The organism is bacterium (assembly GCA_004299235.1).
Classification (GTDB): domain Bacteria; phylum Chloroflexota; class Dormibacteria; order Dormibacterales; family Dormibacteraceae; genus SCQL01.
Window position 1 is genome coordinate 17,095 of the sequence record SCQL01000025.1, and the last position, 20,574, is coordinate 37,668.

23 protein-coding genes are annotated in these 20,574 nt (G+C 68.0%); 8 read left to right on the forward strand and 15 right to left on the reverse strand.

Annotated elements, in window-relative coordinates:
* Positions 1-53 precede the first annotated feature (53 nt).
* From EPN29_06805 to folE, 5 genes are all read right to left on the reverse strand, one after another.
* The gene (locus EPN29_06805; protein TAN33119.1) at positions 54-920 is read right to left on the reverse strand and encodes a hypothetical protein; all 867 of its coding nucleotides are present in this window, start codon (positions 918-920) and stop codon (positions 54-56) included.
* Positions 921-994: 74 nt separating this feature from the next.
* The gene (locus tag EPN29_06810; GenBank protein TAN33120.1) at positions 995-1,909 is read right to left on the reverse strand and encodes a hypothetical protein; all 915 of its coding nucleotides are present in this window, start codon (positions 1,907-1,909) and stop codon (positions 995-997) included.
* Positions 1,851-3,020 (reverse strand): inositol-3-phosphate synthase, encoded by a 1,170-nt coding sequence (locus EPN29_06815; GenBank protein ID TAN33121.1) that lies wholly within the window; start codon positions 3,018-3,020, stop codon positions 1,851-1,853. The genes EPN29_06810 and EPN29_06815 overlap by 59 nt, the downstream gene beginning before the upstream one ends.
* Positions 3,017-3,340 carry a transcriptional regulator gene (locus EPN29_06820; protein ID TAN33122.1) on the reverse strand — a complete coding sequence of 108 codons (324 nt, stop codon included), beginning with the start codon at positions 3,338-3,340 and terminating at the stop codon, positions 3,017-3,019. The genes EPN29_06815 and EPN29_06820 overlap by 4 nt, the downstream gene beginning before the upstream one ends.
* Positions 3,341-3,410: 70 nt before the next feature.
* A complete protein-coding gene (gene folE, locus EPN29_06825; GenBank protein ID TAN33123.1) occupies positions 3,411-3,989 on the reverse strand; it encodes a GTP cyclohydrolase I FolE in 579 nt (192 codons plus the stop codon).
* On the opposite strand from folE, the gene EPN29_06830 reads away from it, so the two are divergent.
* From EPN29_06830 to EPN29_06865, 8 genes are all read left to right on the forward strand, one after another.
* Positions 3,966-5,078, forward strand: coding sequence for a PHP domain-containing protein (locus EPN29_06830; protein TAN33124.1), 1,113 nt, complete (start codon positions 3,966-3,968; stop codon positions 5,076-5,078). The two genes, folE and EPN29_06830, sit on opposite strands and share 24 nt — an antisense overlap.
* The gene (locus EPN29_06835; protein TAN33125.1) at positions 5,078-5,986 is read left to right on the forward strand and encodes an LLM class flavin-dependent oxidoreductase; all 909 of its coding nucleotides are present in this window, start codon (positions 5,078-5,080) and stop codon (positions 5,984-5,986) included. The genes EPN29_06830 and EPN29_06835 overlap by 1 nt, the downstream gene beginning before the upstream one ends.
* Positions 5,987-6,015: 29 nt before the next feature.
* Positions 6,016-7,164: an acyl-CoA dehydrogenase gene (locus EPN29_06840; GenBank protein TAN33126.1), complete on the forward strand. Its 1,149-nt coding sequence runs from the start codon at positions 6,016-6,018 to the stop codon at positions 7,162-7,164.
* A 158-nt stretch (positions 7,165-7,322) separates the two neighbouring features.
* The gene (locus EPN29_06845; GenBank protein ID TAN33158.1) at positions 7,323-7,679 is read left to right on the forward strand and encodes a MarR family transcriptional regulator; all 357 of its coding nucleotides are present in this window, start codon (positions 7,323-7,325) and stop codon (positions 7,677-7,679) included.
* A complete protein-coding gene (locus EPN29_06850; GenBank protein TAN33127.1) occupies positions 7,616-9,283 on the forward strand; it encodes a DHA2 family efflux MFS transporter permease subunit in 1,668 nt (555 codons plus the stop codon). The genes EPN29_06845 and EPN29_06850 overlap by 64 nt, the downstream gene beginning before the upstream one ends.
* A gap of 12 nt (positions 9,284-9,295) precedes the next feature.
* Entirely contained in the window at positions 9,296-10,114 is an 819-nt protein-coding gene (locus tag EPN29_06855) for a glycosyltransferase family 2 protein (protein TAN33128.1), read from the forward strand.
* 74 nt (positions 10,115-10,188) lie between these two features.
* Entirely contained in the window at positions 10,189-10,764 is a 576-nt protein-coding gene (locus EPN29_06860; protein ID TAN33129.1) for a hypothetical protein, read from the forward strand.
* The gene (locus EPN29_06865) at positions 10,764-11,894 is read left to right on the forward strand and encodes an acyl-CoA dehydrogenase (GenBank protein TAN33130.1); all 1,131 of its coding nucleotides are present in this window, start codon (positions 10,764-10,766) and stop codon (positions 11,892-11,894) included. The genes EPN29_06860 and EPN29_06865 overlap by 1 nt, the downstream gene beginning before the upstream one ends.
* A 33-nt stretch (positions 11,895-11,927) precedes the next feature.
* On the opposite strand, the gene EPN29_06870 is transcribed toward EPN29_06865, so the two are convergent.
* The 10 genes from EPN29_06870 to EPN29_06915 form a co-directional block, all read right to left on the reverse strand.
* A complete protein-coding gene (locus EPN29_06870; GenBank protein TAN33131.1) occupies positions 11,928-12,257 on the reverse strand; it encodes a hypothetical protein in 330 nt (109 codons plus the stop codon).
* The gene (tmk, locus tag EPN29_06875; protein ID TAN33132.1) at positions 12,254-12,859 is read right to left on the reverse strand and encodes a dTMP kinase; all 606 of its coding nucleotides are present in this window, start codon (positions 12,857-12,859) and stop codon (positions 12,254-12,256) included. The genes EPN29_06870 and tmk overlap by 4 nt, the downstream gene beginning before the upstream one ends.
* A gap of 13 nt (positions 12,860-12,872) precedes the next feature.
* A complete protein-coding gene (locus EPN29_06880; GenBank protein ID TAN33159.1) occupies positions 12,873-14,369 on the reverse strand; it encodes an AAA family ATPase in 1,497 nt (498 codons plus the stop codon).
* 80 nt (positions 14,370-14,449) lie between these two features.
* Positions 14,450-15,421 (reverse strand): hypothetical protein, encoded by a 972-nt coding sequence (locus EPN29_06885; GenBank protein ID TAN33133.1) that lies wholly within the window; start codon positions 15,419-15,421, stop codon positions 14,450-14,452.
* Entirely contained in the window at positions 15,418-15,975 is a 558-nt protein-coding gene (pdxT, locus tag EPN29_06890; GenBank protein ID TAN33160.1) for a pyridoxal 5'-phosphate synthase glutaminase subunit PdxT, read from the reverse strand. The genes EPN29_06885 and pdxT overlap by 4 nt, the downstream gene beginning before the upstream one ends.
* A 109-nt stretch (positions 15,976-16,084) precedes the next feature.
* The gene (gene pdxS / locus EPN29_06895) at positions 16,085-16,924 is read right to left on the reverse strand and encodes a pyridoxal 5'-phosphate synthase lyase subunit PdxS (GenBank protein TAN33161.1); all 840 of its coding nucleotides are present in this window, start codon (positions 16,922-16,924) and stop codon (positions 16,085-16,087) included.
* A gap of 165 nt (positions 16,925-17,089) precedes the next feature.
* Positions 17,090-17,650, reverse strand: coding sequence for a hypothetical protein (locus EPN29_06900; protein TAN33134.1), 561 nt, complete (start codon positions 17,648-17,650; stop codon positions 17,090-17,092).
* A 24-nt stretch (positions 17,651-17,674) separates the two neighbouring features.
* Complete coding sequence (locus EPN29_06905; GenBank protein TAN33135.1) at positions 17,675-18,445, reverse strand: sigma-70 family RNA polymerase sigma factor; 771 nt, start codon at positions 18,443-18,445, stop codon at positions 17,675-17,677.
* Positions 18,436-19,566, reverse strand: coding sequence for a glycerate kinase (locus EPN29_06910; GenBank protein ID TAN33136.1), 1,131 nt, complete (start codon positions 19,564-19,566; stop codon positions 18,436-18,438). Before EPN29_06910 ends, EPN29_06905 begins: the two co-directional genes overlap by 10 nt.
* A gap of 18 nt (positions 19,567-19,584) precedes the next feature.
* A complete protein-coding gene (locus tag EPN29_06915) occupies positions 19,585-20,550 on the reverse strand; it encodes a branched-chain amino acid transaminase (GenBank protein TAN33137.1) in 966 nt (321 codons plus the stop codon).
* Between the last annotated feature and the right edge of the window lie 24 nt (positions 20,551-20,574).

Genomic DNA, 20,574 nt, shown 5'->3' on the forward strand with positions numbered 1-20,574 from the left:
GGCCCGTGGGGGGATCCTGATCCCCCCGCGCCTCGTGATCCCCCCGCGCCGTTTCATGGTGCACCGTCCCAGATGCGGTGCGGCACGTGCCACTGTTCGGGGTGCCGCCGGATGAAACCTTCGATGTGATGGAGCAGCTCCTGGGTGGCGCGGATCTGGTCCGCCTTCGGGTCGCCGGTATGCCTGGCGATCACGGGCGGTGCGCCCTCGGCCACGTAGGTGTCGTCCGGCAGCCTGTACACACAGACCGGAACGAGTGGCGTGCCGAGCCGCAGCGCCATGGCCGCCGGGCCCAGGGGAATCGGCGCCGGCCGGCCGAAGAACGGCATCATGTGGCCCGTGCCCGTGATATCGCGGTCGATGGCAGTGATGACCATCTCCTGGTCCCGCAAAGCCTGCAGCACCTTGCGGATGCCGCCAAGATCGAGCGTCAGCACGCTGATCCCCAGGCGCGCTCGCGTATCCCGATACCACTCGAAAAGCGCGCGCGGCTCCAGTTCTTCGGCGAAGAAGCTGACCGGCGTCATGGTCGCCGACCAGATGGCCGAGACGACCTCGTACGAGCCCATATGGCACGAGACCGCCAGCACCCCCTTGCCGTAGGCCCGGGCCTCCTCGAGATACTCCGCACCCTTCACCGTGAGCCGAGAGCGCATGGCCTCCACCGGCGTGCTCGGCAGCATCATCAGGTCGGCGTACGCCTTGGCGTGGTTGCGGAAGTTCAACCATGAGATGCGGCGCAGTTCGCCCGGGGTGAGCTCCGGGCACGCGACCTTGAGATTGCACTCCAGGCGAGGCCGGGCCAGGGGCGAGAAGAGCCAGGCAAAGCGGGCGGCCAGCACGGCCAGGGCGTACGCCCACGACCGGGGCAGCCGCTCCACCAGCGACTGCACGGCCTTGAACGCTCGGTAGCGCCACACTCAGGGATGTACCGGTGGGCCCGCTGCTGGACGGGGCCGCCCGGCCGCCAGACATGCGGCTGGGATCCACCGGCTCATCCCTCAGCGCGAAACATTCGACGGAACGCATACCACTGGTCGGGGCGCTCCCTGATGAAATCCTCGAAGCGATCGACGACGCGCTGCATCAAGCCTTCTCTGGTTTCGCCGTCGAGCCGCGCGAGGGGTGGATCGAGGTGAACGTGATGGTGGCCTGGCGACGTGACGTACTGATAGGCGGGCATCAGCGGGGCGCCCGTCTTGAGCGCGATCGAAGCCGGGCCCGCCGGAACGATCGCGCGGCGGCCGAAGAAGCGCACCTCGACGCCCGGGCCCTGCTCCAGGTCGCACAGAAGAGCCACGATGCTGTTGGCCTCGAGCGCCTGGGTGATCGCACGGACCGCCGAGCGGCCGAGCATCACGACGTTCAGGCCGAAACGTTGACGTGTCCGCACCACCGCATCGTTGAGCGAGCCGGGAAAGCGTTCCGCGACGGCGGCGATGCGATAGCCCATGGTTCCGGCGTACGAGCCGGCCATGTCCCAGGACCCCATGTGCGGGACGGCCATGATCGCGCCGCGACCACACCCCATCGCCGCATCGAGATGCTCGCGACCGTCCATGGTCATGCGCCGCATGAGCTCGTCCGGCGTGAGGCTACCCAGGAGCAAGAACTCCATGAGCATGCGCCCGTAGTTCTGAAAGGCGCGCCGCGCCACGCGTGCCACCTCCGGGTCAGACCCCTCGCGACCGAGCGCGGCGGCGTAGTTCTCCAGGGCCGCGCGCCGCTGGGCGACGCTGAGCCAGTACCACGCGCTGCCCCCCGGAGCGGCGGCGGCATGGCGGAGCCCCGGCGGCACGACCCGAAGGGCACGCGCACCGAAACGGTAGGCCGCCTCACCCAGCGCCGGTTTAGCGCCGATCAGGGGCGGTCGCCGTCTTCGCGCGGGGGACGGGGCGGACGCGGCCATCGGCTCCCGCCTTACCACCTTCGATGAACTCCTCCACCAAACGCCTGGCGTCGTTGTCGCTGTACTGCACCGGGGGCGACTTCATGAAGTAGGAGGCCGGCCCCTCCAGCGCCCCTCCGATGCCCCGGTCGAGCGCCAGCTTGGCGCAGCGGACGGCGTCGATGACGATCCCCGCCGAGTTGGGCGAGTCGTGGACCTCGAGCTTGAGCTCGACGTTGAGCGGAACATCGCCGAACGAGCGGCCCTCCAGCCGGATGTACGCCCACTTTCGGTCGTGCAGCCAGGGCACGTAGTCGGAGGGGCCGATGTGCACGTTGTCGGCGCCCACTTCGTAGTCGAGCTGAGAGGTGACGGAGCGGGTCTTCGAAATCTTCTTCGACATCAGGCGGTCCCGCTCGAGCATGTTCAGGAAGTCGGTGTTGCCACCGAAGTTGAGCTGGTAGGTGCGCTCGAGCTTGACGCCCCGATCGCTGAAGAGGCGGGTCAGGACCCGATGGAGGATGGTCGCGCCGACCTGCGACTTGATGTCGTCGCCGATGATCGGCAGGTTCTTCTCCTGGAAGCGCTTCTGCCAGTAGGCCTCGCGGGCGATGAACACAGGGATGCAGTTGACGAATCCGACTCCGGCCGCCAGCGCTTGCTCGACGTACCACTTGGTCGCCTCTTCGGATCCGACGGGCAGGTAGCTGACGACGACGTCGGCCTGCGTCTCCTTCAAGATGCCGACCACGTCCGACGTCTCGCCCGGCGCCTTCTGGACGATGTCGGTGAGGTATTTGCCGATGCCGTCGTGCGTCATGCCGCGCTGGACCTTGACGCCGAGCGAGGGGACGTCGGTGAACTTCACGGTGTTGTTGGCGCCCGAGAATATCGCCTCTGAGAGGTCGAGGCCGACCTTCTTCTTGTCGATGTCGAACGCCGCGACGAACTCGATGTCGCGAATGTGGTAGCCGCCGAGGTCGACGTGCATGAGACCGGGCACGGTGTCCTTGGGTGAAGCGTCGCGATAGAAGTGCACGCCCTGCACGAGCGAGGAGGCACAGTTGCCGACACCCACTATCGCAACGCGCACCTTGCCGTTTCGTTCACCGTTCTTCCGATCGTCTGTCATGCGCCGACCTCCTCACGAACTTTTACTCGTCCGGTAATTCCAAGCAACTCGTCCAGGCGCGCGCGCTCGCGCGCGATGTTCTCGACGTCCAGCGAGCAGTAAACCTGGCGGCCGTCCCGCCGAGTCCTGATCACCCCGCCGACCCGGAGCATCCGCAAATGCCACGAGATGCGCGGCTGGCTCATGCGGAGGTGGGCGGCCAGGTCGTTGACGTTCTCCTCTCCGACCTTACCCAGCCGCTCAAGAATGCGCAGACGGGTGGGGTTGGCCAAGGCCAGGAAGTGATCGGGGAGCTCGTGCCGCTGGCTCGGTAGAAACATAAAGCTTGCTTTATACGCAGTTTAATGCATAAAGGCTTGCTTATGTGTGGCTGCGCCGGCGGACCTGGAACTAGGGCTGGCGGACCAGGTCCAGGAACTCGGCGCGGGTGCGCGGATCCTTGCGGAAGGCACCGAGCATGCACGACGTGATCATCTGGCCGCCCGGCTTCTGCACGCCTCGCATCTCCATGCACAGGTGCCGCGCCTCCACCACCACGCCGACACCCTTGGGCGCCAGGGCGCCGTTCAGCGCCTCGGCGATCTCCTTCGTCATCCGCTCCTGGACCTGCAGGCGGTGGGCGTAGACGCTGACCAGGCGTGGGATCTTGCTCAGGCCGACGACTTTGCCCTTCGGCAGGTAGCCGACGTGGCAGCTGCCGAAGAACGGCAGCATGTGGTGCTCGCACAGGCTGTAGAAGGGAATGTCCTTGACCAGCACCATCTCGTCGTAGTCCTGGTCGAAAACGGCATCCGCGATGACGTCCTCGGGACGCATCCCGTAACCGTCGGTGAGCTCGCGCAAGGCTCGAGAGACGCGACGCGGCGTGGCCCTGAGCCCCTCACGGGCGGTGTCCTCGCCCAGCTCGGCGAGAAGCGATTCGACCAGGTTGGGGATCGGATCGCCATGGACCTGCTTCGGCTTAGCCATGCGCAGATCCTCACACAATGTGCGGGTACAAGGATGATTGCGCCCCCCCACCTGGGCTCTCCCCGCGGCGGGGAGGGCGATATCGACGCGATCGCAGCCGCGCAGGCCCTGTCGGAGATCGGATACCTGCTGCGGCAAGACCCGAAGGAGGTTTTCCGCGCCAAGGCGTTCTCGGCCGCCGCCTGGGCGCTCGCCGTTCAGCGGCCAGACCTCACGGCCCTGCATCGCGCCGCCCGCCTCACGTCGATCGAGGGCGTCGGCGCCGGCATCGCCAAGGTCCTGGCCGACCTCGTCGAGACCGGCGGCAGCCGGTACCTGGAGCGGTTGCGCACCGAGAACCGGCAGCCGGCGCGGCCCGATGAGTCCACCATCGAGCTGGCCGCCTACCAGGGCGACCTGCACTCGCACACGGATTGGAGCGACGGGCGGGCGACCATGCTCGACCTCGCGCGCGGCGCCGAAGCCCTCGGCTACCGGTACCTGGGGATCACCGACCATTCGCCGCGCATCAAGGTCGTGCACGGGCTTGACGCCGAACGCCTGCTGGCGCAATCACGCGAGATGGCGGACGTTCAGGCTCAGCTCGATGGGCTGACGCTGCTGCAGGGAATCGAGGTCGACATCCTGGAGGACGGTGCGCTCGACCTCCCCGACACCGTGCTGGAACTGCTTGACGTCGTGATCGCCTCGCCTCACGTCAAGCTGCGACAGGAACCGGCGGCGATGACGGAACGGATGCTGCGCGCGGTCTCCAACCCGCACGTCGACGTCATCGGTCACCCGACGGGCCGGCGTCCCGGAGCGAGAGAAGGCGCGACCTACGACTTCGAGGCGGTCTTCAAGGCGGCGGCGCGGCATAACGTGGCGCTCGAGATCGACTGCGACCCGGCTCGCATGGACCTCTCGCCGGAGATGGCGCGGCTGGCACTCGAAAGCGGCTGCGACTTCGCGCTCGACGCTGACGCCCACGCTCCCGCCGAGCTGGCCTACGTGCCGATGGCGGCGTGGATAGCGCGGCGGGCGGGCATCCCGCAAGCACGCATCCTCAACTGGCGATCGCTCGACGAACTTACGATGGCTCTGCACTGATGGCGAAGGTCGGGATCATGATCGAGGGCCAGGAAGGACTCACCTGGGATCGCTGGCGCCGCATCTGCTTCGACGCCGACACGCTCGGCTTCGACTCGCTGCGTCGCAGCGACCATCTCGTCTCGTTGATGGGAGCTCCCGAACGGGACTGCATCGAATGCTGGGTCTCGCTCGCGCTCGCGGCGCAATGGACGAGCAGGATCGAGTTCGGGCCGATGGTGAGTCCGATGACGTTTCGCCCCGCATCATTGCTGGCACGCATGGCCGCGTCGGTGGACGGGCTCTCGGGCGGCCGGCTCATCCTCGGTGTCGGCGCCGGGTGGAACGAGCATGAGCACGCGGAGTTCGGCATCCCGTTCTTCACCCTCAAGCAGCGATTCGACCTGCTCGAGGAGGGCGTGCGGACGCTGCGTGCCACGTGGCTCAAATCCAACCCCAAGCCGATCCGGAACCCGATCCCGCTCCTGATCGGCGGCAAGGGCGAGAAGCGAACACTTCCGATCGTGGCGCGCGAGGCATCGGAGTGGAACCTGTCGCGACTTGACGCGGACCTGTACCGGCAGAGGCGTCAGGTGCTCGACGCGTGCTGCCGCGAGATCGGCCGCGACCCGGCGTCGATCCGCCACTCGGTGCTGACGAGCTACCTCATCGGGCGCGATCGGTCAGACCTTCGCGAGCGGGCGGCCCGGGTCAGCGAAATCGTCCGCGCTTTGCGGGGCATGACTCCTGAAGAAGTGATCGCAGACCGGAAAGGCCGGTGGCTTGTCGGCACGCCGGAGCAGATCGTGGACCAGATGCGGGGCCATGCCGCGCTCGGCGTCGACCTCTTCATGCTGCAGCACTTCCTCCTCGACGACCAAGACGCCCTGCAGCTGCTCGCTGAGGAAGTGATTCCGGCGGTTGCCTGAACGCCTGGCGCACTCGCTAAGGTAGAGCCGTGGACTTCGACCTGAGCGAGTCCGAAAGGGCGTTTCGGGACGAGGTCCGCGCGTGGCTGAGGGCCAACGCCCCTCGCCGGGAGGACCCGGGCGAGACCGACCTGAAGGCCCTCATCGACGGCCGGCGCGCCTGGCAAAAGCGGCTCCATGACGCGGGCTATGTCGGCATCACCTGGCCCCGGGAATACGGCGGCCGCGGCGCCGGCTTCATGGAGCAGCTGATCTTCAGCGACGAGATGATCCTGGCCCGGGCGCCGGAGCCGATCAACGTCATCGGCCTCGGCATGGGCGGTCCGGTGGTCATCGCCCACGGCACCGAAGAGCAGAAGCGACGTTACCTGCCGCCGCTGCTGTCAGCCGAGGAGATCTGGTGCCAGGGCTTCAGCGAACCCAACGCGGGGAGCGACCTCTCCGGCCTCCAGACGCGGGCTGAAGACAGGGGCGACCACTACCTGGTCAACGGACAAAAGGTGTGGACCACGCTCGCCCAGGTCGCCAGGTGGTGCATGTTGGTCGCCCGCGAGCGCACCGGGGCGAACCCCCGCGACGGGCTCACCTATCTGCTGGTCGACATGGAAAGCCCGGGGGTCGAGGTGCGGCCGCTGGTCCAGATCACGGGCGACGCGGAGTTCAACGAGATCTTCTTCAAAGACGTCCAGGTGCCGAAGTCGCAGGTCCTGGGCGAGGCGGGCAACGGCTGGGCGGTGGCCATGACCACGTTGCTGCACGAGCGCGGAACGCTGGGCATGGCGCTGAGCACGCGCGCCCAGATCACCGCGGCCGAGCTGGCTCAACACGCTCGCAGGCTGGGACGCGGATCGGATCCTCTCGTGCGGCAGAAGATCGCGCAGTACACGATCGAGGCGCGGGCGCTGCAGCTCAACGGCTACCGCGCCGTCACCGCCATGAAGCGCGACGGCATCCCCGGACCAGAGGGTTCCATCCTCAAGCTCATGTGGTCGGAGCTCAACCAGCGGATGGCGGAGACGGCGGTGGACCTCGCCGGCCCGGCCGGCCAGGTGGGCGACGGCGAAGGCTGGAAGTACCAGTTCCTGCGCTCGCGGGCGAACACCATCGAGGCCGGCACCTCTGAGGTGCTACGCAACATTCTTGCCGAGAGGGTGCTGGGCCTGCCGCGAAGCCGCTAGCCCAAGGACCGCGCCCAAAGCTTTCGCTTTGCTGAATAGTTTGGTAGGGTAAAACTATGGGGCGGGGTTCGGTGGATGAGGCGCTGGCCGGCTACAGGCGTGTGCACCGAGCGCTGCTGACCTCCACCGCGAGCCGCTGGCGTGACCTGGACATCTCCATGCAGCAGCTGCGAGCGCTGTACGTGCTGCGCGACGAGGAGGTGGCCTCGGTGGGGCGCCTCGCGGAGCTGTTCGGCGTCGGCCTCCCCGCCACGAGCCTGCTGGCGGACCGGCTGGTTCGCGCCGGATTCGTCGAGCGCCACGAAGACACCGCGGATCGGCGGCGCGTCCTGCTCAGCCTCACGCGAGCGGGCGTCCAGCTGGTGACCGACCTTCGCGAAGGCAGCCATTCCCTTCTGCGCCGGTGGATGGCCGAGCTTCCCGCCGAAGATCTCGCGGCCCTCGGGCGCGGATGGCGCGCTCTCGCCGACGTGGCCGCGCGCCACGGCCAAGCCTTGGAGAACACCGCCCCATGAGCGCGCTCGCCACCCACGACATGGCCGCGGCCCCGGCCCAAGGGGGCATCGACCGCGGCGTGCTGGCGGTCTTCGCCGGCCTGATGCTCGGGTCCCTGATCGCCTCCCTCAACCTGACGCTGGTCGCGCCGGCTCTGCCCACCATCGTCGCCGAGCTGGGCGGCATCGCCGACTACAGCTGGATACCGATCTCCGCGATGCTCGCCTCGACGATCGTCGTCCCGGTCGCCGGCAAGTTGTCGGACATCTACGGTCGCCGGCCGCTCTACATGACGGGGATCGTCGTCTTCACCCTCGGCTCGGTGCTCTGCGGCATCGCTCCGAACTTCTGGTTCCTGGTGTTCGCCCGCTTCGTGCAGGGCGCCGGCATGGGGTTCATCATGCCGCTCTCGCAGGCCATCATCGGCGACATCATCTCGCCGCGCGCGCGGGGCAAATACCAGGGCATGATGGGCGCCTCCTTCGGACTGGCCTCCATCGTCGGGCCTGCGGCCGGTGGATTCATCACCGACCATTTCACGTGGCGCTGGCTCTTCTTCGTCAACGTGCCGTTCGCCGCTCTGACGCTGCTCGTGGTCGCCCTGTACATGCACGTGCCGAACGAGCGGCGCAAGCACGCGATCGACGTCTGGGGCAGCATCACCCTGTCGCTGGGGATCACCTGCGCGCTGCTGGCGACCGTCTGGGGAGGCGGCCAGTACGCATGGAACTCCTGGCCGATCGTCGGGCTGTACTCGACGGCCGCGATCTCGTTCGTGGCGTTTGCCTGGATCGAGACACGGGCGCCCGAACCGGTGCTGCCCCTTCATCTCTGGAAGAGCAGCATCTTCACCTTTTCGAACATCGCCGGCATGGGCGTCGCCATGTCGATGTTCGGCGCCATCTACTTCCTGCCCGTCTTCGTCCAGGGCGTGATCGGGAACAGCGTCACCAACTCCGGCGCCATCCTCGTGCCGATGCTCGTGGCGATGATCGTGACCAGCGTTGGCAGCGGCCAGCTGATCTCACACACGGGTCGCTACAAAGTCCTGGTGCTCGGCGGCCTGGCCGTGATGGGCGCTGGTTTCTACATGCTGACGACCTTCGACATCAACACCACCAACCAGACCGCGATCGAGGCCATGATCCTCATCGGGCTCGGCCTCGGCGTCACGATGCAGACCTACACGCTCGTGGTGCAGAACTCGGTCAGCCGCACCGACATGGCCGTGGCGACCTCGGCCACGCAGCTGTCACGGTCCATCGGCGCTGCCGTGGGACTGGCGATCCTGGGCACGATTCTCACTTCGGGAATGGCCTCCTCGCTCGCCCGCTACCTCCCGGCCTCGGCATTGGAGAAACTCCAGTCGTCCGGCGCCTCGTCCGGCGCCGGCGCCCTGTTCGATCCCGCGCAGCTGGCACACCTGCCTCCCGTGATCGCCGCCGGCATCCGCCACGGGCTGGCCGACGCGCTGCACCCGGTGTTCGCGGCCGGCCTGCCGATCATTGCCGCGGCCTTCGTCGCCACGCTGTTCATCAGAGAGCTGCCGCTGCGACAGACGGCCCACGTGACCGCCGGCAAGGCGCGGGCCAAAAGCGAAGACGACGCGGAGGCGGCGGTCTAAACTGGGCGGAACATGGCGCGACGGGAGCGAGTTCTCGGCGTCATCGTTCCGGCCTTCAACGAGGAGCGATCCCTCGAGCAGATAGTCCGGAGGGTGTTGCACGAGCCGGCGGTCCAACAGGTCGTGGTGGTGGATGACGGCTCGACCGACGGCACGCTGGCAGCCGCGCGCCGCTGCACCACGGACCCGCGCGTCATCGTCAGGCACCACGAGACCAATCGCGGCAAGGGAGCGGCGATACGCACCGGGCTGGAAGCGATCACGGCTCCGCTGGTCGTCATCCAGGACGCCGACCTCGAGTACGACCCGGCGGACTACGAGAAGCTGATCGCGCCCATCCTGCGCGGCCGCGCCGACGTCGTGTTCGGCACGCGCGGTTTCGCCGGCCACAGCGCGTACTCGTACTGGTTTGTCGTCGGCAACCGCCTGGTGACCACGGCCACCAACATCCTCTTCAACTGCTACATCCAGGACATGGAGACCGGGTTCAAGGTCATGCGGACGTCCCTGATGCGGCGTCTGGGACTGCGCGGCGACCGCTTCGACGTCGAGCCGGAGATCACCGCTCGCATCCTCCGTCTTGGTTATCGGATTTACGAGCTCCCGATCGAGTACTCAGCGCGCAACCGGGAGCAGGGCAAGAAATTGACGTGGCGCGATGGCGTGAAGGCGCTGTTCGTGCTTCTGCGCATCCGGCTGATGACGGCGCAGGGACTCTTCGGCCGGCCGGACCCGTATCACCGCGAACGGCAGAACGCGCTGAACGCGACCCTGATGGGCGCATCTCCAATAGCGGGACCCGGCGATCAAGGCGCCGGCGACCGCAAATAGAGTTCGGTGATGGTTCATCGATCTCCTTCCGAACGCCCTTGTGCGCCGGCGGCGCGCGCGACATGATTCCGCACGTGAGTCCAGCTTCCGACCAGGACCGGCGAGTGGTCTGGTCTTTCTGGATCGCCGGCGGCCTGGCGGTGCTCGGCGGAATCGTGCCCCTGCTTGCTGGCGGGACGTCGAGTCGCATCGGCGGCGTGATTCTTCCCTTCGCGATCGCGGCGTTGGCGCTCGGGGCGTGCGCGTCGCTGTATCGGCAGGGCCGTCCGATCACGGCCGCTCTGTACTTCATCGCGGGCCTGGCGATCGTATACGGCATTCTTTCGATGATCGCCGTGCCGCTCCGGCTCGCCGTGATCGGGACCTGCCCCCCCGCGCCCGCGCAGTGCGTGCTCGGTTACGAGCGCCCCATGACGGGCGCGGAAACCACCGGGCTCCAGTTCGCGGTCAGCATGGGCGTCGTCTCCGTCATCACCGGTTTTTTCGGCCTGGTCACGTGGTTCCGCCACCGGCCGAAAGACTCTTCGCCGCCGCCTGCCCGCCGCATCGCACCGCCGCCGGCCACGGCCGAGCCGGCGTCCGAAGCGGCCCTGGCATTGCCGGCCCCTGACCGGGCGCCGGGACCAGACTCCGACCCGCCGGCGATGTAATGGACTTCGCCTTCTCGCAGGAGCAGGAGATGCTCCGCCGTTCCGCTCGAGACTTCCTCGCCAGGGAATGCACCCCCAAGGTCGTTCGGAGGCTGATGGCCGGCCCTGACGCGCACGACACGGCCCTGTGGAAGAAGGTCGCGGCCCTCGGCTGGACAGCCCTCGGCATCCCCGAGAAGTACGGCGGGGTGGGCAGCTTCCTGGACCTCATCGTGGTCCTCGAGGAGGCTGGGCGCGCGCTGCTCCCGGGGCCGTTCTTCGCCACCATGGGCCTTGCCGCTCCGGTTCTCATCGAGGCCGGCACCGAGCCGCAGAAGGAAGAGGCGCTCGGCGCCATCGCGCAGGGCGCCGCCCGCGCCACGGTGGCGTTCACGGAGCCATCCGGCAGGTGGGACGCGAACGGGGTGACGCTTGCCGCCAGGCCGGTCGCGGGCTCATGGCGGCTCGACGGGGTGAAGGCCTTCGTCCCCGATGCCGAGGGCGCCGACTACACGGTGGTGGCGGCCCGGACGCGGGGCGATGGCGAGGACGGGATCTCCCTGTTCCTCGTCAAGGGCAAGCCGAAGGGTATGACCGTAACCCGGCTCGAGACCCTGGACATGACCAGGCGCTGGCACGAGGTCCGGTTCGACGGAGTCGAACTCGATGCGGATGCCTTGATGGGGGCACCGGACCGGGCCTGGCCGTCTTTGAAGCGCGCGCTGGAATGGGCGACCGCGGCGCTGTGCGCGGAGATGGTGGGCGGCACGCAGAAAGTTCTGGAAATGTCGACCGAGTACGCCAGGACGCGACACCAGTTCGGCAAACCGATTGGCATCTACCAGGCGGTCTCGCACCGGCTCGCCGACATGCTGGTGCTGTCGGAGAGTGGACGGTCCGCGACCTACTACGCCGCCTGGACGGTGGACGCGGACGCGCCCGACCGCTCGTTGGCGTCCTCAATGGCGAAGGCGTACGTCTCCGACGCCTACCGCAAGGTGGCGGGCGACGGGATCCAGGTGCACGGCGGCATCGGCTTCACGTGGGAGCACGACCTGCACCTGTACTTCAAGCGGGCCAAGGCGTCGGAGGTCACGCTCGGCGACGCCACCTACCACCGCGAGCTGGTCGCCCAGGCGCTCGACCTCTAGCCCAGGCACCGGCCTCACGCCAAATCGACTCGGTCAGATCTTCTCGAACGAATCCACGGGAACCACGAAGACCGTCGCGCCGCCGACCTGGACCTCCACCGGATAGGCCATGAAGAACTCTCCCGGCTCCGCCAGCGGCGCTACCGGCGTCAGGTAGCGGCTGCGCTCGTGACAGTTCTGGCGGATGATCTTGAGCGCCACCTGCACCTGCGCGTCCTCGACGCCGATCAGCAAGGTCACATTGCCCTGCTGGAGAAAGCCCCCGCTCGAGGCCAAGCGCGTCGAGCTGATCCCCGCCTCGGTCAGTGCGCCCGCCGTGCGCTGAGCGTCCTCGCCCTGCACCACCGCGATCACGAGTTTCAATCCGCCGCCTCGAGCAGGGACGTCAACCGGTCCCGGACCGCAAGGTGGATCTGCTCGCGCGACCCGCTTGCATCCAGGCGCACGATGCGGGCCGGCTCGGCGGCGGCCAGCCGCTCGTACTCGGCGGCGACGCGGCGGTGGAACTCGATCGATTCGCCCTCCATCCGATCGGCGCTCTTGCCCGCCAGCACGTGGCGTTCGAGCCCATCCTCGACCGGCCCATGGAGCAGGAAGGTCACGTCGGGGCGGGGAAAGGTCGGCGGCCAGGCGGCAGGCACGCCGCGACCGCCACCCTGGTAGGCGAGGGTGGAATCGTGGTAACGGTCGGCAATCACGACGCGCCCGCTCGCGAGCGCCGGCTGGATCACCTCGCCGATGAGCTGGCGGCGTGCGGCCATGAAGAGATACATCTCGGCCTCGCCGTCGATGTCGAGCCCGGCGAACAGCACGACCTCGCGGATCCGCTCGCCAAGCTCGGTGCCGCCGGGTTCGCGGACCACCACCGGCTCACGGGACGCAAGCCACTCCCCGAGCATCTCGACCTGAGTGGTCTTGCCCGAGCCCTCCGTGCCCTCGAACGTGATGAACAGGCCGCTCCCCATCAGTGACGTGACACTATGCGGGTTCTTCGGGCGACGGGGTGATGCGAAGCCGGCGCTGAGGTTCCTTGCCCGTGCTGCGGGCCGACAGCTCGTTCTCGGCGACCAGCTGGTGCTGCAGCCTTCGCAGGTAGGCGTTCTGGGGCGAGATCTCGACCGCTCGCAGAGTGGTCTTCACCGTCTTGATGGCGGCCGCCGCCTCGGCCAGCGCCCTGGTCGTCGCCTCGTCGTGCCGGTCGACGCCGTAGATGCGAGAGAGCGCATCACGAACCTGGGTCACCGAGTTGCTCTTGAGGATGTGGATGGGGAGGCCGCGGCTCTCCGCCTGGCGGAGACTGTCAGGACGGCGCCGGTAATGGTTCTTCAGCGTCAGGACGGCGCCCGCCCCGTCCAGGTTGCCCAGCACCCGCACCGGCAGCTCAAGCTCGCGAATGGACTGCTCGACGTGGTGCCGGCTCACGCCGTACGGAAAGATGCCCAGCGGCTTGCTCGTGGCCGCGGACGCCGGTGGCGGCTCGGAAGTCTGGACGACCGGCGCGTCGACGTTGGAGATGACCCTGCCGTCGCGTGTACGCATCCGGATCTTGGGCGTGAGCAGCGGGCCGCGAAGAGCGGTGTCGACGACATCCGCAAGCGGCATGTGAATCGCGACCCGGTCGCGATCCTGGATCTCCACGAGCACGTCGAAGGTTGGCGGCGCCTTGCGCTCCAGAACCGACTTCTGCGTGCCTCGGCGGCGCGCCTCCTCATCGGAGAGCGTGACGCTCTGGATGCCGCCGAGCAGGTCGTTGAGCGTCGGGTTGACCAGCAGGTTCTCCAGCGTCTGACCGTGCGCGGTCGCGATGAGCTGCACTCCCCGTTCGGCGATCGTGCGCGCGGCCGCCGCTTCGAGCTCGGTGCCGATCTCGTCGATGACGATCACCTCGGGCATGTGGTTTTCCACCGCCTCGATCATCACCGCGTGCTGGAGCAGCGGCGTGCTCACCTGCATGCGCCTCGCGCGGCCGATGCCCGGGTGCGGGATGTCGCCATCGCCGCCGATCTCGTTGGACGTGTCGACGATCACGACCCGCTTGCGCAGCTCGTCGGCGAGCAGCCGGGCGCACTCGCGCAGCATCGTCGTCTTGCCGATGCCCGGGCGGCCGAGCAGCAGGATGCTCTGCCCGCTGACGACGATGTCGCGGATGATCTCGCCCGTCCCGGTGACGGCGCGTCCCACACGCATCGTCAGTCCTGTGATTCGACCCGACCGGTTGCGGATGGCGGAGACGCGGTGCAGCGTGCGCTCGATGCCGGCGCGGTTGTCGTCACCGAACTGCCCGACGTTGTTGGCGACGTGCTCGAGGTCGGGGGCCGACACGGGATGGTCCGCCAGCAGCACCTCGCGTCCCGGCACGCGCGCTTCAGGCTCTCGCCCTAAGTCGAGCACGATCTCCAGCAACTCGCTCGGATCGGTGCGTTCGTGCAAGGCACGCGCCAGGTCGGTGGGCAGCGCGCGAGCGAGCAGCTCGATCTCCTCGTCCCAGTTGGTGGCGCGCGCCGATTTGGGGCTTGCCACAGACCCGGCTGGAGGCTTGGGCGGGGTCGGGCGGCTCACCCGAATGAGGGCACCAGCCCTTTCTCGCGCACCGGCACCCGCAAAGCCAGCTCCCTGACCAGGAGCAGCTGCGTCAAGAGGACGCTGAACCCACGCCCGCGCAGGGCGTCGATCATGTGCGCATCATAGTGGCGGAGACTCGACCAGGCCGGGGCCACGGACTCACGCAGCAACGACAGACCGAAGTCCGCCAGCTCACCCGGGAGTGGACCTTCGGGCAGCGCCAGAAAGTTCAGGGTGTCGGGCCGGGCTCCCGAGCCGCGCTCCAGCTTGACCCAGCCCACCAGCTCGCCGCGGTCGACGACGTGTTCCTGCGTGTCCGAGCCTCGAGCCGCCAGCCGGCCCGTCCACTCGCCACCGTGCAGCGCCCTCCATTCGCCGTACGTGGGCGCTTCCAGCTGCGAAACCCCCTGCGGCGTCACTTTGCGGTACAGCTGGTAGAGCATCCGGTTGTCCCCGCGGCGCATGGGCCGGATGCCGTCTGGAAACTGCTCGGACCCCAACTTTGGCTTGTCCGCATACACGACGACCTCGGTCGCGTACTGGCGGAAGCCACGCAAGCGGAATGCGGGCAGCAGCGGATCGCGCTCTGGCAGCCGGACGAAGAGCCGCAATGCGCCGCGTGCCAACGCCAGGTTGCACAGGTGCTCGACCAGCGCCGCCGCCACGAGATCGGCATCGGAGCCCTCCGCCACCTGCAGGTTCAGAACCTGCAGCACCCTCGCCCGGCGCAGATCGAGGCCGAGTGGCTGGCCGGACGCCTGGATGAACCCGACAACCTTCCCGTTCTCCTCAGCGACGTACATGAGAGTCTCCTGCGACAGGGGTAGGAGGGCGGAAAGGGTCGCACTCAGCAGCGACCAGAGCCTCGCGGCCGGCGGAGCCGCCGCGCTCAGGCGGATGTCCGCGGAGCGGTGCATCTCCTCGATGCGGGCGAGGTCCAGCAGACCAGCGGCGCGCAGCTTCACGTGGGCGATGAAGCCAGGCGCACGAACTCGCGGTGCAGGCGGAGGTCGCCGGTGAGCTCGGGATGGAAGCACAGGGCGACGATGCGACCCTGCCGGACGGCGACCGGGTGTCCGCCGTGCGTGGCCATCACCTCCGCCCTGCCCGTCGACTCGACGAGCGGCGCGCGGATGAAGACGCCCGGGAACGCCTTGGTGCCCAGGCCCGCGACATCGAGCGCGGCTTCGAAGCTTTCCACCTGGCGCCCATAACCGTTGCGCCGGACGCCGATGTCCAGAAGCCCCAGGCTCTTTTGGCCGGCCATGCCGTCCGAGACCTCGCGCGCCAGCACGATCATCCCCGCGCATGTGGCCAGAGTCGCCAGGCCGCCGGCGATGGCGGCCCGCAGCGGCGCCAGGAGGCCCATCCGCTCCATGAGCATGGTCATGGTCGTGCTCTCACCGCCCGGGAGCACAATCCCGTCCAGGCCCTCCAGGTCTTCAGCCGAGCGCACGAGGCGGGCCTTCGCCCCGCATCGCTCGAGCGCGCGCATGTGCTCAGCAAAGGCACCCTGCATCGCCAGGACCCCGATGACGGGACAGGGATTGGAGGAGCGCACCGCGCGCGCTCTTGAATTTGAGGTGCGCCCTGCGCGCGCCTGGCTAACCGTCTCCTCGGGAGCGGGCCTACCAGCCTCTGGCAGCGAGCAGCTCTTCCTTGGGGATGGCTGGAATCTCGAGGCCGTGCATCGCCTTCCCCAAACCCGCGGAGACCTCGGCCAGGACCTCCGGCTTGTCGTGGTATGTGGTCGCCGCCACGATCGCCTTGGCACGCTTCAAGGGGTCCTCTGACTTGAAGATGCCGGACCCGACGAAGACGCCGTCGACACCCAGCTGCATCATCAGCGCGGCGTCAGCCGGGGTGGCGATCCCACCGGCGGCGAAGTTGACCACCGGCAGGCGCCGCAACCGCTGGCACTCGGCCAGGACCTCCACGGGAGCGCCGATCTGCTTCGCTTCGTGGACGAGCTCGGCCTGGTTCATTCCCTGGAGCTTGCGGATGCCGGCGTTCACCGCCCGCGCATGGCGGACCGCCTCCACCACGTTGCCGGTGCCCGCCTCGCCCTTGGTCCGGATCATCGCCGCGCCCTCGGCAATCCGTCGCGTCGCCTCTCCGAGGTCGCGGCAGCCGCAGACGAAGGGGATCTTGAACGGGTGCTTGTCGATGTGGTTCTCCTCGTCGGCCGGCGTGAGCACCTCGGACTCGTCGATGTAATCGATCCCCAGCGCTTGCAGAATCTGAGCTTCGACGAAGTGGCCGATGCGGCACTTGGCCATGACCGGGATGGTGACGGCGGCCATGATCGACCTGATCAGCTCGGGGTCGGACATCCGCGCGACGCCGCCCTCCTTGCGGATGTCGGCGGGCACGCGCTCCAGCGCCATCACGGCGCAGGCTCCCGCCTCCTGGGCGATCTTCGCGTGCTCCGGCGTGACGACGTCCATGATCACGCCGCCTTTGAGCATCTGGGCGAGCCCGGCCTTGACCTTGAAGGATGCCTTCACGGCGCCGTGCCCATTCGTCGATCCGTTGCGCTGAGCCACGATCGGAATTCTACGCCGCGCCTCTCCCTCTCCCTTGAGGGAGAGGGCCGGGGGGACAGTGGCGGAACTCACCAGCCACCGTCGCTTCTACAGCCGCTCGAGCACCAGGGTGCGCTTGGAGGCGTATTCGTGGTCGGAGAGCAGTCCATCCCGGTGGAGCCTGGTCAGCATGTCCATCTCCTCCAGGACGTCCAGGAGCGGCGCCATGGTCCGGCGGGCGAGGTAGGCGTCCGAGGCGGTGCCGGCCTCCTCGCCGCGGGCGTCGAACTCGCGGATGAAGAACAGGGCCTTGACGGCCGAGAACGGGATGCCGAGCTTTCGAATCGGGCTGTCGCTCTGCTCCGCGTGAAGGTGAAGGACGACCCCGTAGCGATGTCGCTCAAGCGTCCCGTCCAGGTGGCCGCGCAAGACCTCGCCGTCGAGGAACCGGATCGCGACCTTGCGCGTCGGGGTCTCAGAAGCCAGGTCCTTGTCGCGTGGGAGCTCGACCCATTTCACCGCGGTCAGAGGGATCCACGCCGTCTCGTTGTTCTCCAGGCCCCCGGCGTCGTCGACCTCGACGAGGAAGTCCGGTTCGTCGAAGTCGAGGTCGCGCGCGACCCCTTCGAGGGTCTCGTCGTCGAAGAAACGCACGACTACCTTCGCCATTTCAAATCCCTACTCTACTAACCCTCATTTGTCGATACTCCTGCGTACGCGGCGTCGCCCGATCCGCCGAGCGCACTTCATGCACACGGCAATGTGCTTGCGGACGGCCTCGGCCTGGGGACGGCGGAGCTTGCCGGCCAGGTAAGGAGCCAGGAGTGGGACCGCTTCGTGATGGCTGAGCTCGCCCTCCCCCTCGGCGGCGATGTACTCCTCTTTGAAGCGCAGGCGCGCTCGGTAGAGGAGCGTTTCGACCGCGCTTTCGGACATCTTGAGGGTGCGGGCGATCTGACGGTAGCTGAGGTCCTGCAGCTCGCGAAGCGTGAGCACCAACCGGTATTTCTCCGGCAATCGCTGCGCGACCGCCCACACCTGCCGGCGCATCTCGTTCGACTCCTGGACCACGACCGGGTCGAAGCTCTTGGAGGTCGACGGCAGGTTGGCAAGCAGCTCGCCTTCCTCCTCCTCCACGCCGTCGGCCCTGAGGTCGCGCTGCCGGCGCCTGAGCTCGTCGAAGCAGAGGTTTCGGGCCACCGTGTGCACCCAGCCGCCGAAGTTGAACGATTCGTCGACCCGGTCCATCATCTTCAAGGCCTTCATGAAGGTCTCCTGCGCGATGTCCTCGGCGAGGAGCGCATCGCCGAGCTTGCGGCGCACCAGGCGGTAGATCGACGCGACGTAACGCCGGTGCAGCTCCTCGAACGCGTGGACGTCACCGCCGCGGTATGCCCGGACGAGTTCGACGTCGGAAGGCTCCACGCCCGCTTTCGGGGACGGTTCCTCTTCGTCTACGCCCATTGGTGCCTGCGGCAGGCTACTACGGCGGCCCGGGTCAGCATCCGGCCCGCATCCCGCATGACCTGCTGCAGATTGTCACCTTCCTCTTCCAGCGTCACGACCGAGTTGACGCCCAACCCGCTCAACGCCTCCCAGCCCGGGCCCTTGCTCCCGGCCAGGAGGAGCACCGGGACGCCGGCCGCCCGAGCGCGCTTGGCCACTTCGCCGGGAGCCTTGCCGTAAGCCGTCTGCGAGTCGGCGCGTCCTTCACCGGTGATCACCAGCTGCGCCCCCTTCAGTTTCTCGTCGAACCCGCTGGCCTCGACCACGAGCGGCGCCCCGGGCACGAGGGTCGCGTCCAGGAAGGCGATCAACCCGGCACCCGTGCCGCCGGCCGCGCCCGCGCCCGGCACGTCCGCGACCCGTTTGCCGAGATCGCGCTCGATGACCGCCGCCAGCCTCGCCAATGCCTGGTCGAGCTCCGCGACGGCGGTTTCGTCGGCACCCTTCTGGGGTCCGTAAACGGCGCTGGCGCCCTGCCGCCCGGTCAGGGGGTTGGTCACGTCACAGGCGACCTTCACCTTCACGGAAGACCAACGACGATCCAGGCCGTGCGAGTCGATTCGGTCCAGCCGAGCGAGGGCGGCGCCGCCTCGCGGCAGGTCTCGACCGGCGCCGTCCAGCAGGTGGTAACCAAGGGCCTGCGCCATGCCGGCGCCTCCGTCGTTGGTCGCGGAACCGCCGATACCGGCAATCACCGCGGCGACCCCGGCCTCTCGCACCGCCGCCAGGAGCTGACCGAACCCATACGTCGACGCCTTGCGCGGATCGCGACGCGACGCCGGGATGAGGGTCAGGCCGCTCGCCGCCGCCAGCTCGACCACCGCGGTCCGCCCGCCGTCGATCAGCCCGTACGCGGCCTTCACCGGGTCCCCATCGGGTCCCTCGACCTCCGCCGAGCGGTATTCGCCGCGGTGGGCGGTGACCAGCGCCTCCACCGTCCCCTCGCCGCCGTCCGCGACCGGGACCTCGACCACCTCGGCGTCGGGAAAGACCTCGCGCACGCCGCGCGCGATGGCGGCCGCGGCCTGTGGCGCGGTCAGCGTCCCCTTGAAAGCGTTCGGGGCCACGACCACTTTCATCGCGGCCTCATCGAGCCCTTAATAGACGGGGATCGTCCAGTCCTTGTACTTCTGCGACTCGCCTCGCACGGCGCCGAAGTAGATGCTCTGCAGCTCCTGCGTGAACTCGCCCACCTTGCCCGTGCCGACCCGGCGGCGGTCGACCTCGATCACAGGCGAGACCTGCGCGCCGGTGCCGCACAGCAGCAGCTCGTCACACGTGTAGAGCTCGGTGCGGTCGATGCTGCGCTCCACCAGCGGCATGCCCAGCTCGTCCTTGACGAGTCGCATCAATAGCCCCCGCGTCACCCCCTCGAGGATGTCGTCGGTGACCGGCGGGGTGACGAACACGCCGTCTTTGACCATGAAGAGGTTCTCAGCCGAGCCTTCAGACACGTGACCGTCGACGGCGAGGACGATGGCCTCGTCAAAGCCGGATTCGACCGCTTCGGACTTGGCCAGCGCCGACTGCGCGTACGAACCGGTGATCTTGGCGCGCGCCGGCAGCGCCTGGTCGGGGACCCGGCGCCACGAGCTCACCATGCACCGGATGCCCGCTTCGACCTCCACGTAGTTGCCGAAGGGAACCGCGTAGATGACAAAGCTGTGGTCGAGGTTGTGCAGGCGGACGCCGATCTCCTCGCTGGACGCGAAGAGCAGAGGGCGCACGTAGACGTCGGACTTGAACTGGTTGCGCCGGAGGAGCTCAACGGTGAAGTTGACGAGCTCCTCGGTCGAGTGCGGGAGCGTCATGCGCATGATGCTGGCGGAGCGCCGCATCCGTTCGTAGTGGGCGGGCGCCTGGAGCAGGTGGAGCTGTTCCTGCTGCGGGCTCCAGTAGGCGCGGATGCCCTCGAAGACCCCCGTGCCGTAGTGAAGCGCATGGGTCATCAGCCCGAGCTTGACGTCGTGATAGCGGCCGAATTCACCGTCGTGAAAGACCCAGGTGTTGGGATGGACCACTGGCTTCTTCAAGGCGGTCTTCGCTTTCGTTTCCACACTCATCTCGCGGTAAGTGTAGGGCGCTCC